The organism is Escherichia sp. WS1265 (assembly GCF_046487585.1).
Classification (GTDB): Bacteria; Pseudomonadota; Gammaproteobacteria; order Enterobacterales; family Enterobacteriaceae; genus Escherichia; species Escherichia coli.
In genome coordinates this window covers 85,870-97,461 of the sequence record NZ_JBJQJE010000007.1, presented here as the reverse complement: position 1 = coordinate 97,461, position 11,592 = coordinate 85,870, and the positions used below count along the sequence as shown (strand labels likewise).

General features: G+C 51.3%; 12 protein-coding genes. 4 read left to right on the top strand and 8 right to left on the bottom strand.

Annotation, left to right across the window (positions count from 1 at the left end; genetic code table 11):
- Positions 1-43: 43 nt before the first annotated feature.
- Positions 44-196: a hypothetical protein gene (locus ACJHX3_RS09185; RefSeq protein WP_000017552.1), complete on the bottom strand. Its 153-nt coding sequence runs from the start codon at positions 194-196 to the stop codon at positions 44-46.
- A gap of 17 nt (positions 197-213) precedes the next feature.
- On the opposite strand from ACJHX3_RS09185, the gene ACJHX3_RS09180 reads away from it, so the two are divergent.
- The 3 genes from ACJHX3_RS09180 to ACJHX3_RS09170 all read left to right on the top strand — a co-directional run bounded on the left by ACJHX3_RS09180 (position 214) and on the right by ACJHX3_RS09170 (position 1,789).
- The gene (locus tag ACJHX3_RS09180; protein ID WP_000076001.1) at positions 214-405 is read left to right on the top strand and encodes a YfgG family protein; all 192 of its coding nucleotides are present in this window, start codon (positions 214-216) and stop codon (positions 403-405) included.
- A gap of 310 nt (positions 406-715) precedes the next feature.
- The gene (locus ACJHX3_RS09175; RefSeq protein ID WP_001295476.1) at positions 716-1,234 is read left to right on the top strand and encodes a glycine zipper 2TM domain-containing protein; all 519 of its coding nucleotides are present in this window, start codon (positions 716-718) and stop codon (positions 1,232-1,234) included.
- 15 nt (positions 1,235-1,249) lie between these two features.
- Positions 1,250-1,789 (top strand): DUF5384 family protein, encoded by a 540-nt coding sequence (locus ACJHX3_RS09170; protein WP_094308053.1) that lies wholly within the window; start codon positions 1,250-1,252, stop codon positions 1,787-1,789.
- Between the two features lie 94 nt (positions 1,790-1,883).
- Here the strand turns inward: ACJHX3_RS09170 and guaA are convergent, their stop codons facing one another.
- Together guaA and guaB are read right to left on the bottom strand one after the other, a co-directional pair.
- Entirely contained in the window at positions 1,884-3,461 is a 1,578-nt protein-coding gene (guaA, locus tag ACJHX3_RS09165) for a glutamine-hydrolyzing GMP synthase (protein ID WP_000138279.1), read from the bottom strand.
- 68 nt (positions 3,462-3,529) lie between these two features.
- Positions 3,530-4,996 (bottom strand): IMP dehydrogenase, encoded by a 1,467-nt coding sequence (guaB, locus tag ACJHX3_RS09160; RefSeq protein WP_001299507.1) that lies wholly within the window; start codon positions 4,994-4,996, stop codon positions 3,530-3,532.
- A 161-nt stretch (positions 4,997-5,157) separates the two neighbouring features.
- Here guaB and xseA point away from each other — a divergent pair, with 161 nt between their 5' ends.
- Positions 5,158-6,528 (top strand): exodeoxyribonuclease VII large subunit, encoded by a 1,371-nt coding sequence (xseA, locus tag ACJHX3_RS09155; RefSeq protein WP_024216651.1) that lies wholly within the window; start codon positions 5,158-5,160, stop codon positions 6,526-6,528.
- Here xseA and ACJHX3_RS09150 read toward each other — a convergent pair.
- The 5 genes from ACJHX3_RS09150 to hisS form a co-directional block, all read right to left on the bottom strand.
- The gene (locus ACJHX3_RS09150) at positions 6,525-6,740 is read right to left on the bottom strand and encodes a zinc ribbon domain-containing protein (RefSeq protein WP_001295478.1); all 216 of its coding nucleotides are present in this window, start codon (positions 6,738-6,740) and stop codon (positions 6,525-6,527) included. The genes xseA and ACJHX3_RS09150 overlap by 4 nt on opposite strands.
- A gap of 69 nt (positions 6,741-6,809) precedes the next feature.
- Positions 6,810-8,282: a ribosome biogenesis GTPase Der gene (gene der / locus ACJHX3_RS09145; protein WP_000249410.1), complete on the bottom strand. Its 1,473-nt coding sequence runs from the start codon at positions 8,280-8,282 to the stop codon at positions 6,810-6,812.
- A 117-nt stretch (positions 8,283-8,399) separates the two neighbouring features.
- On the bottom strand, positions 8,400-9,578 hold the full coding sequence (bamB, locus tag ACJHX3_RS09140) for an outer membrane protein assembly factor BamB (protein ID WP_001177048.1): 1,179 nt from the start codon (positions 9,576-9,578) through the stop codon (positions 8,400-8,402).
- A gap of 10 nt (positions 9,579-9,588) precedes the next feature.
- Positions 9,589-10,209, bottom strand: a complete 621-nt coding sequence (gene yfgM, locus ACJHX3_RS09135; protein ID WP_094321836.1) for an ancillary SecYEG translocon subunit YfgM — start codon at positions 10,207-10,209, stop codon at positions 9,589-9,591.
- 17 nt (positions 10,210-10,226) lie between these two features.
- On the bottom strand, positions 10,227-11,501 hold the full coding sequence (gene hisS, locus ACJHX3_RS09130) for a histidine--tRNA ligase (RefSeq protein ID WP_001107167.1): 1,275 nt from the start codon (positions 11,499-11,501) through the stop codon (positions 10,227-10,229).
- Between the last annotated feature and the right edge of the window lie 91 nt (positions 11,502-11,592).

The window sequence follows — 11,592 nt, the reverse complement described above, 5'->3', positions numbered from 1 at the left end:
CAAACAAAATAACCCTGATTAATGAATTATTACGTTTATCATGTTAATTCATCATTATTACATCATCATTGTAAATAATTAAATTAACTTCCATAACATTAAAATATGTATCCACTGACGCTTTTTTACATAACGAAGAATTGACCATTTTGTCCTGTTGTGCCTTAATGTAAGTACCGTCCACGGCGTGGGACATACTTCAAGGAACCTTTTGTGAGTCAGGCAACCAGTATGCGAAAACGACACCGATTTAACAGTCGCATGACCCGTATCGTACTGCTCATCAGCTTTATCTTCTTCTTTGGCCGTTTTATCTACTCGTCCGTCGGTGCATGGCAGCACCATCAGAGCAAAAAAGAAGCTCAGCAATCCACACTCTCCGTCGAATCACCGGTACAACGTTAGCGGTTACCTTCTCCACTTTTACAGAACATAACGGCACCTCGCTGTCGGATGCTTTTGCTCTTTGGGATTATCAAAGCGGCAGATATTCTTTCATCTTAAATTTTACGTCTTTGTCCTGACTGATGTTTATCCTGTTTGGCTGCGAAATAAATATAAAATTAATACATATGTTTTAATGATGTATTTTTATAAATTATTTTCCACATGAATTTTAATAAATTTAATCTATTCCTTTATACGCAATACATTTACCTTCCTCTTTTGATGATCTTAAATGTCTTATTTTTCGTAATGTGTATAACAAGGAATAGTGATGAAATTTAAAAAATGTCTTCTGCCTGTGGCAATGTTAGCGTCATTCACTCTGGCAGGATGCCAGTCAAATGCTGATGATCATGCCGCCGATGTTTATCAAACCGATCAACTGAATACCAAACAAGAAACTAAAACCGTTAATATTATTTCCATTCTTCCCGCAAAAGTTGCCGTAGACAACTCCCAAAATAAACGAAACGCACAAGCCTTCGGCGCGCTTATTGGTGCAGTCGCTGGCGGTGTTATTGGCCACAACGTCGGGTCTGGCAGCAATTCCGGAACGACGGCAGGTGCAGTTGGCGGCGGAGCTGTTGGCGCGGCAGCGGGTTCTATGGTGAATGATAAAACCTTAGTGGAAGGTGTTTCTCTAACGTATAAGGAAGGCACCAAAGTGTATACCTCCACCCAGGTGGGTAAAGAGTGCCAGTTTACGACAGGTTTAGCCGTTGTTATTACCACGACGTATAACGAAACGCGTATTCAGCCAAATACCAAATGTCCTGAAAAGAGCTAATGATCAGGAGGAGTCATGAAGAAAGTTTTTCTTTGCGCCATCTTAGCCTCCTTAAGCTATCCGGCTATCGCCTCATCATTGCAGGATCAACTCTCTGCTGTCGCAGAAGCGGAACAGCAAGGTAAAAATGAAGAGCAAAGGCAGCATGACGAATGGGTCGCGGAGCGCAACAGGGAAATCCAGCAAGAGAAGCAACGTCGCGCAAACGCCCAGGCCGCCGCTAACAAAAGAGCGGCAACGGCAGCGGCAAATAAGAAAGCTCGTCAGGATAAACTGGACGCCGAAGCCTCTGCGGACAAAAAACGCGATCAAAGTTATGAAGATGAGCTACGCAGCTTAGAGATTCAGAAACAAAAACTGGCGCTGGCGAAAGCAGAAGCCCGCGTTAAGCGAGAAAACGAATTTATCGATCAGGAACTGAAGCACAAAGCTGCGCAAACCGATGTGGTGCAATCTGAAGCTGACGCAAACAGAAATATGACTGAAGGCGGTCGCGATCTGATGAAAAGCGTGGGCAAAGCAGAAGAGAACAAATCGGACAGCTGGTTTAATTAATCGATGTAAGTAACTTCAAGCCTATAATTCTTGAAGATAAAAAACCCTCTGTAGTAACAGAGGGTTTTGTTCATTCATAGTGCAGGGATCAAAATCACTCCCACTCAATGGTAGCTGGCGGCTTGCCGCTGATGTCATACACCACGCGGGAAATACCGTTCACTTCATTGATAATGCGGTTGGATACGCGACCGAGGAAATCGTACGGCAGATGCGCCCAGTGTGCGGTCATAAAGTCGATGGTTTCGACAGCACGCAGAGAGACAACCCAGTCATACTTACGACCATCGCCCATTACGCCAACGGAACGTACCGGCAGGAAGACGGTGAATGCCTGGCTGACTTTGTCGTACAGGTCCGCTTTACGCAGTTCTTCAATGAAGATGGCGTCAGCACGGCGCAGCAGGTCGCAGTACTCTTTCTTCACTTCGCCCAGTACACGAACGCCGAGGCCTGGTCCCGGGAACGGGTGACGGTACAGCATGTCGTACGGCAGGCCCAGCTCCAGACCAATCTTACGCACTTCGTCTTTGAACAGCTCTTTCAGCGGTTCAACCAGCCCCATCTTCATCTCTTTCGGCAGGCCGCCCACGTTGTGGTGAGATTTGATGACGTGTGCTTTACCGGTTGCAGATGCGGCAGATTCAATAACGTCAGGGTAGATAGTGCCCTGCGCCAGCCACTTCACGTCTTCCAGTTTCAGTGCTTCTTCATCGAATACTTCAACGAAAACGCGCCCGATGATTTTACGTTTTGCTTCCGGATCGTTTTCGCCGGCCAACGCTGACAGGAAGCGAGCTTCTGCCGGAACGTGAACAATGTTCAGACCAAAGTGATCGCCAAACATATCCAGAACCTGCTCTGCTTCGTTGAGACGCAGCAGGCCGTTGTCGACGAATACGCAAGTCAGGTTTTTACCGATAGCGCGGTGCAGCAGCATTGCAGTTACGGAGGAATCCACGCCACCAGAAAGGCCGAGGATGACTTTATCGTCGCCCACCTGCTCGCGGATGCGAGCTACGGCGTCGTCGATAATTTTCGCCGGCGTCCACAGGGCTTCACACTGGCAGATATCACGCACAAAACGCTCCAGCATGCGCATACCCTGGCGGGTGTGAGTCACTTCCGGGTGGAACTGTACGCCATAGAAGCGTTTTTCTTCGTTAGCCATAATGGCAAACGGGCAGCTTTCGGTGCTGGCTACGGTGACGAAGTCGGACGGGATAGCGGTAACTTTATCGCCGTGGCTCATCCAGACATCGAGCAGCGGTTTACCGTCTGCGGTCAGCGCATCTTCGATACCGCGAACCAGTGCGCTGTCGTTTACGACTTCAACCTGCGCGTAGCCAAATTCACGTTCGTTAGAGGCTTCAACGTGACCGCCCAACTGCATTGCCATGGTCTGCATGCCATAGCAAACGCCGAATACCGGTACGCCTGCTTCAAAAACATACTGCGGCGCACGCGGGCTGTTTTCTTCGGTGGTGCTTTCCGGGCCGCCGGAAAGAATAATGCCGCTTGGGTTGAAGTCACGAATTTGTGCTTCTGTCACATCCCACGCCCACAGTTCGCAGTAAACACCCAGTTCACGCACGCGGCGCGCAACCAGTTGAGTGTACTGAGAACCGAAGTCCAGAATGAGGATGCGATGCTTATGAATGTTTTCCGTCATTGACGCTTATTCCGAGGCAAGTGAAACAGATAATATAAATCGCCCGACATGAAGTCGGGCGAAGAGAATCAGGAGCCCAGACGGTAGTTCGGGGACTCTTTAGTAATGGTCACGTCGTGAACGTGGCTTTCCTGAATGCCCGCACCGCTGATACGTACAAACTCCGCTTTAGTACGCAGTTCGTCGATAGTACCACAGCCGGTCAGGCCCATACAGGAGCGCAGGCCGCCCATCTGCTGGTGAATGATCTCTTTCAGGCGACCTTTATAGGCCACGCGACCTTCGATACCTTCCGGCACCAGTTTGTCGGCAGCGTTGTCGCTCTGGAAGTAACGGTCAGAAGAACCTTTGGACATCGCGCCCAGGGAACCCATACCACGGTAAGATTTGTAAGAACGGCCCTGGTAGAGTTCAATTTCACCCGGAGATTCTTCAGTACCCGCCAGCATGGAACCCACCATTACCGCGCTTGCACCTGCGGCGATAGCTTTGGCGATATCGCCTGAGAAACGGATACCGCCGTCAGCGATAACCGGAATACCGGTGCCTTCCAGGGCTTCTACTGCATCAGCAACGGCGGTGATCTGCGGAACACCTACGCCAGTCACGATACGAGTCGTACAGATAGAGCCAGGGCCGATACCGACTTTAACCGCGCTGCAACCAGCTTCTGCCAGAGCGCGTGCCCCCGCAGCTGTTGCCACGTTGCCGCCGATGATTTGCAGATCCGGATATTTAGCACGAGTTTCACGGATACGCTGCAGAACGCCTTCAGAGTGACCGTGAGAGGAGTCGATCAGCAGAACGTCAACGCCTGCGGCAACCAGCGCGTCGACACGCTCTTCGTTACCAGCGCCAGCGCCAACCGCTGCACCAACACGCAGACGGCCTTGCTCGTCTTTACAGGCGTTCGGTTTACGTTCCGCTTTCTGGAAGTCTTTCACAGTGATCATGCCGATCAGGTGGAATTCGTCATCAACCACCAGCGCCTTTTCAACGCGTTTTTCGTGCATTTTTGCCAGCACCACTTCACGGGCTTCGCCTTCACGCACAGTTACCAGACGCTCTTTCGGCGTCATGTAAACGCTAACCGGTTGATTCAGATCGGTCACAAAACGCACGTCACGACCGGTGATGATGCCGACCAGTTCGTTTTCTTCGGTAACGACCGGGTAACCCGCAAAGCCGTTACGTTCAGTCAGTTCTTTCACTTCGCGCAGCGTCGTGGTTGGCAAAACAGTCTGCGGGTCAGTTACCACCCCAGATTCGTGTTTTTTCACACGGCGAACTTCTTCTGCCTGGCGTTCAATGGACATGTTTTTGTGGATAAAGCCGATACCGCCTTCCTGAGCCAGAGCAATAGCCAGGCGCGCTTCCGTTACGGTATCCATTGCTGCGGAAAGCATAGGGATATTCAGACGAATAGTTTTCGTCAGCTGGGTGCTGAGGTCAGCAGTATTCGGCAGAACGGTAGAATGAGCAGGAACGAGGAGAACGTCGTCAAACGTCAGAGCTTCTTTAGCGATACGTAGCATGGGCAATATCTCGACCAGAGTGGTTAATAAATATTGCCGCGGCATTATACAGAGCGTAACCGATTGCATCTACCCCTTTTTGCAAAAAATGCTTGCTATCCCCGGAGGGCGGGTTACTATCGACTGAATAACCTGCTGATTTAGAATTTGATCTCGCTCACATGTTACCTTCTCAATCCTCTGCAATTTTTACCGTTAGTCGCCTGAATCAAACGGTTCGTCTGCTGCTTGAGCATGAGATGGGACAGGTGTGGATCAGCGGCGAAATTTCTAATTTCACACAACCGGCTTCCGGTCACTGGTACTTTACGCTTAAAGACGATACCGCGCAGGTGCGCTGTGCGATGTTCCGTAACAGCAATCGACGGGTGACCTTTCGCCCACAGCATGGGCAACAGGTTTTAGTTCGCGCCAATATTACGCTCTACGAGCCGCGCGGTGACTACCAAATAATCGTCGAAAGTATGCAGCCTGCCGGTGAAGGGTTGCTGCAACAAAAGTACGAACAGCTTAAAGCGAAATTACAGGCTGAAGGTCTGTTCGATCAGCAATACAAAAAACCACTTCCTTCCCCTGCGCATTGCGTCGGTGTGATCACTTCAAAAACCGGTGCTGCGCTACATGATATTTTGCATGTGTTAAAACGTCGCGATCCTTCTCTGCCGGTGATCATCTACCCCACCGCCGTTCAGGGCGATGACGCGCCGGGGCAAATTGTTCGCGCCATTGAGCTGGCGAATCAGCGAAACGAGTGCGACGTGTTAATCGTCGGGCGCGGCGGCGGTTCGCTGGAAGATTTATGGAGTTTTAACGACGAACGCGTAGCGCGGGCGATTTTTGCCAGCCGCATTCCGGTAGTGAGTGCCGTCGGGCATGAAACCGATGTGACGATTGCCGATTTTGTCGCTGATTTGCGTGCGCCAACGCCCTCGGCCGCCGCTGAAGTAGTGAGCCGCAATCAGCAAGAGTTACTGCGCCAGGTGCAATCGGCCCGTCAACGGCTGGAGATGGCGATGGATTATTATCTCGCCAACCGCACGCGTCGTTTTACGCAGATCCATCATCGCTTGCAGCAACAGCATCCACAGCTCCGGCTGGCACGCCAGCAAACCATGCTTGAACGCCTGCAAAAACGGATGAGCTTTGCGCTGGAAAATCAGCTTAAGCGTGCCGGGCAACAGCAGCAGCGATTAACACAGAGGCTAAACCAGCAAAATCCGCAGCCGCGTATTCACCGCGCACAGACGCGAATTCAACAACTGGAATATCGCCTGGCAGAAACGTTGCGCGCGCAACTGAGCGCAACGCGAGAACGGTTTGGTAATGCAGTAACGCACCTGGAAGCAGTTAGCCCGCTTTCGACGCTGGCGCGTGGTTATAGCGTTACTACTGCTACTGACGGCAATGTACTGAAAAAAGTGAAGCAAGTTAAAGCGGGTGAAATGCTAACCACACGTCTGGAAGACGGCTGGATAGAAAGTGAAGTAAAAAACATCCAGCCGGTAAAAAAATCGCGTAAAAAGGTTCATTAAGCCAGCACGAATTCAACGCGTTTTTTCGATATCAAGCCATGCCCGTGCTGACAGAAGTAATCTACTGCACCGCAGGCTTTTAACACCTGCAACGGTTGATGGCAGTCTGGACAAAGGGCTTTCATTTCAATAAATTCCCCGCAGGATGGGCAACGCGCATGGCCGTTATCCTGATCAAGCACATGCTGACATTGTGGACAATGCAGTTCCATATGAATTCCTCCGGTAGCCATTCCCTCTACATTTATAGAGGGAATGGCAGATAAAATACTTACGGATAATTATTTATTTTTCTTGATATGCTTCATCAGGCGCTTACGCTTGCGCATCTGGGTTGGCGTCAGGGTATTACGCTTGTTCGCATACGGGTTTTCCCCTTCTTTGAACTGAATACGAATCGGCGATCCCATTACGTCCAGCGATTTGCGGAAGTAGTTCATCAGGTAACGCTTGTAGGAATCAGGCAGGTCTTTCACCTGGTTACCGTGAATCACCACAATCGGCGGGTTATAACCACCGGCGTGGGCATATTTCAGCTTCACACGACGACCGCGTACCAGCGGCGGTTGGTGATCTTCAACAGCCATCGTCATGATGCGCGTCAGCATAGAGGTCCCCACACGACGGGTGGAGCTGTCATACGCTTCACGTACTGATTCAAACAGGTTACCAACACCACTGCCGTGCAAGGCTGAGATAAAATGCACACGAGCAAAATCGATAAAGCCCAGACGGAAGTCCAGCGTTTCTTTCACCTGCTCTTTCACTTCCTGGCTCAGGCCATCCCACTTATTCACCACAATGACAAGTGAGCGCCCACTATTGAGAATAAAGCCCAGCAGGGAGAGATCCTGATCGGAAATACCTTCGCGCGCATCAATCACCAACATCACCACGTTGGCATCTTCAATGGCCTGCAACGTTTTGATTACCGAGAATTTCTCTACAGCATCGGTGATTTTGCCGCGTTTACGTACGCCTGCGGTGTCAATGAGCACATACTCACGTCCATCGCGCTCCATTGGAATGTAGATACTGTCACGCGTCGTGCCAGGCATGTCGTAAACAACAACGCGCTCTTCACCAAGAATACGGTTAGTGAGTGTAGACTTACCTACGTTCGGACGACCCACAATCGCCAGTTTGATCGGCAGACTTTGCGGGTCGAAGTCATCTTCCTCTTCTTCTTCGCCGTTTTCTTCTGCTTCAAATTGCGCCCAGTATTCAGCATCTTCGTCGACTTCTTCTTGCGGTGCGAGATCTTCCATCCACGGCAGCAGCACGTGCTCCAGCAGACTTAATACGCCACGACCGTGAGACGCGGCGATCGGGTAGATTTCCCCTAAACCAAGCGAGTAGAAATCAACCACTGCCTGATCGGGATCCAGACCGTCAGTTTTGTTTGCCACCAGGAAGGTCGGTTTTTCACGGGAGCGCAGATGTTTAGCAATCGCTTCATCCGCCGGCATCAGGCCCGCGCGCGCATCCACCATAAACAGTACGACGTCCGCTTCTTCAATCGCCAGCAGCGACTGTTCCGCCATGCGGGTTTCTACACCGTCTTCTGTGCCATCAATCCCGCCGGTATCAATGCAGATAAACTCACGGCCTTCAATTTCTGCACGACCGTACTTACGGTCACGAGTCAGACCCGGGAAATCCGCAACCAGCGCATCTCGGGTGCGAGTTAGACGGTTAAATAACGTGGATTTTCCTACGTTAGGGCGCCCGACAAGCGCGACCACAGGTACCATGTTTAAAGCCTCATTTTTATAAATCATCAGACAACGCACGCTATATTCGTGTCGTTGTTAAAAACAGGAAAACGGCCCCTGTCCAGGAGCCGTTTTCAAAGTGAACGACAGAGACGATTAACGTGTAATAGAGTACACGGTTCCGTCTTTTGCCTGGATCAGCAGTTTGCCGTCAGCGGCAACCGGTTCAGTCTGGAAACCGGAACTATCAACTTTTTGCTGGGCAACGAAACGACCATCTTCGACGTTAATCCAGTGCAGATAACCTTCACTGTCACCTACCACCAGGTTGCCATTATACAGCACCGGAGAAGTCAGCAGGCGATGCAACAGATCGCTTTGTGTCCACAGCGTAACGCCGCCATCAATGGTCAACGCCATCACCCGGTCATTTTGATCGACCAGATAGATGCGATTGCCGTCGACGATGAAATCATTCACCGAACCCAGTTCGCGTTTCCACATAATCTGACCACTGCGCAGATCAAGCGCCGTCAGGTTACCATTATAGGCCAGCGCGAAAACAACGCCGTTAACAACGACGGGAGTCGTGTCAACATCGCTCAGACGGTCAATTTCGGTAGAACCGGTCGCCTGGGAAATACGCTGCTGCCAAATCATCTGGCCCTGTTCCATCAGCACTGCGCTGACGCGACCATTATCGCCACCCACGACAGCCGCACCAAAAGCCGTTGCCGGCGCAGACTCGCCACGCAAAGAGAGCGAAGGCATATCGAGGTTAACTGTCCATTTGACAGCGCCGTCAGCTTCGTTCAGCGCTTGTAACTGACCGTTACTGGTGTGGATTAACACCAGACCGTCGCTGACCACCGGGCGAGAAAGAGCTTCACCCGCGACTTTAGTTTGCCATGCCACAGTACCATCGCTGGTATTCAGCGCGTAAACCTGCGCCTTTTCACTGCCAATGTAGACATGCCCGCCAGACACGGTCACGCCGCCAGAAAGTAATGCAGGCTCTTTAGAGAACCAGCCATCTTTCTCGGCCAGGCTGACAGACCAGATTTCTTTGCCATCATCCGCATTCAGCGCTTTTACTAAACCAGCGCGGTCCGCTGCATAGACAACGTTGTCCGCCAGTGCCGGATGAAGATTGGAATAGAAGTTGCCAATGCCGCTACCAACGGAAGTACTCCACGCCGTGGTCGGCGTAAACTGGTTTTCAACGGTCGGCAATGGGGACATCTTTACCACATCTTCTTCGCTGTTAAACAGCGAACAGCCGCTTAAAAGGGTAACGGAAAGCAGTCCTGGCAGCAGTAATTTACGCAATTGCATCGGGTCCCTCTCAGATGGACAAATTATTAATTTTCATCTGCATCATTTCGCTCAGTGCCGAGGTAACATCGCTTTTCACGCCTGCTTCCCATGCACTACGCGCACCTTGCTTATCACCTTTGCTCAGCAATGCTTCACCACGCAGGTCGGCAACAATGGCAGCCCACCCTTCACCTTTGATGGTATCAAGGGTTTTCAGCGCGGCATCAGCCTGCTTGAGCTGAACCTGAACGCGAGCAAGACGCAGATTTATCACGGCTTTGAGATTTTCATCGCTCGTGTCTGCCAGCCCCTGTTGTAACTGGGCGGCAGCTTTCTCTAGTTCATTTTTGTCAACAAATTGCTGCGCAAGTTCCAAAGAAGCCAGCGCACCATAAGTATTTTTATTTTCAGCAGCAAATTTTTCCGCCGCCGGGATGCTATCCGGTTTGCCTTCGCTCACTGCGGTAACCGCATTTTGATAGGCAAGAGAAGCGGAGCGTGCAGAATCAACCTGATGGCTGTTCCAGTAGCGCCAGCCAATTAGTGCGCCAACGCCCAAAATCACCCCAACAGCCAGTGCTTTGCCATTTTCAGCAAAAAAGCGTTTAACCGCTTCTACCTGGTCGTTTTCGTTCTCGTAAATTTCCACGCTGTCCTTCTCCTTCCTTAACCCAGTAACGTGCGCAAATGCGCGGCTACGCTATCCTGCGCAACTGCTGTTTGCTCACCAGAGCGCAAATCCTTCACTACTGCTGTGCCGTTAGCCACTTCAGACTCACCCAGCACCACAGCAACGCGGGCACCCCATTTATCAGCACGGGCAAACTGTTTCTTAAAGTTGCCGCCGCCGTGGTTGGTCATCAATTTCACGCCCGGTAATTCATCACGCAGACGCTCAGCTAATGCCATAGCCGCAGATTGTGTATCAGCACCTGAAGCCACCAGGTATATATCGACAACAGGATCGGCTTTAAATTCCGGATTAACAGCCTGTACTAACAATACAAGACGTTCGAGGCCCATCGCAAAACCGACAGCCGGTGTTGCACGACCGCCCAGTTGTTCCACCAGACCGTCATAACGACCGCCTGCACACACGGTGCCCTGGGAGCCGAGACTGTTAGTCACCCACTCGAAAACGGTACGGTTATAGTAATCCAGACCACGCACCAGACGCTGGTTTACGGTGTAAGCGATCCCCGCGCTCTCCAGCAGTTTGCACAGACCGGCAAAATGCTCACGAGATTCCTCGTCCAGATAATCGCCTAATGCCGGAGCGTCGTTGAGAAGCGCCTGCACTTCCGGATTTTTTGAATCCAGCACGCGCAGCGGGTTAGTGTACATGCGGCGTTTGCAGTCTTCGTCCAGCTTTTCTTTATGCTGCTCAAGGAATGCCACCAGCGCATCGCGGTAATTGGCTCGTGCTTCCAGCGAACCGATAGAGTTCAGCTCAAGAGTTACGTGCTCGGAGATACCCAGCGCGCGCCACCAGCGGGCGGTGAGCATAATCAGTTCAGCGTCGATATCCGGACCTTGCAGACCGAAAACTTCGCAGCCCAACTGATGGAACTGACGATAACGCCCTTTCTGCGGACGCTCGTGACGGAACATCGGCCCGATATACCACAGACGCTGTTCCTGATTGTACAGAAGACCATGCTCGATGCCGGCGCGTACACAGCCCGCCGTCCCTTCAGGGCGCAGAGTCAGGCTGTCGCCATTGCGATCCTCAAAGGTGTACATCTCTTTTTCAACCACGTCGGTGACTTCACCAATCGCACGTTTGAATAGCGGGGTCTGCTCTACAATCGGCAAGCGGATTTCACTGTAACCGTAGCTGCCGAGCACGTTTTTCAGTGTGCCTTCAATGCGCTGCCAGATGGCCGTTTCGCCAGGCAGGTAATCGTTCATGCCGCGAATGGCTTGAATGTTTTTTGCCACGTTTATTCTCTTTCTGAATATAAAAATGAACCCTCAACGCTTCCCTCAATGTTTCGGGAGCCATGCGGGTTCAATCATACACGGGAAGCGA

Bases quoted from the DNA above. Each gene is read 5' to 3' on its own strand.
- ACJHX3_RS09185 (WP_000017552.1), bottom strand. From the start codon at position 196: ATGTCCCACGCCGTGGACGGTACTTACATTAAGGCACAACAGGACAAA.
- ACJHX3_RS09170 (WP_094308053.1), top strand. From the start codon at position 1,250: ATGAAGAAAGTTTTTCTTTGCGCCATCTTAGCCTCCTTAAGCTATCCG.
- guaA (WP_000138279.1), bottom strand. From the start codon at position 3,461: ATGACGGAAAACATTCATAAGCATCGCATCCTCATTCTGGACTTCGGT.
- guaB (WP_001299507.1), bottom strand. From the start codon at position 4,996: ATGCTACGTATCGCTAAAGAAGCTCTGACGTTTGACGACGTTCTCCTC.
- xseA (WP_024216651.1), top strand. From the start codon at position 5,158: ATGTTACCTTCTCAATCCTCTGCAATTTTTACCGTTAGTCGCCTGAAT.
- ACJHX3_RS09150 (WP_001295478.1), bottom strand. From the start codon at position 6,740: ATGGAACTGCATTGTCCACAATGTCAGCATGTGCTTGATCAGGATAAC.
- der (WP_000249410.1), bottom strand. From the start codon at position 8,282: ATGGTACCTGTGGTCGCGCTTGTCGGGCGCCCTAACGTAGGAAAATCC.
- bamB (WP_001177048.1), bottom strand. From the start codon at position 9,578: ATGCAATTGCGTAAATTACTGCTGCCAGGACTGCTTTCCGTTACCCTT.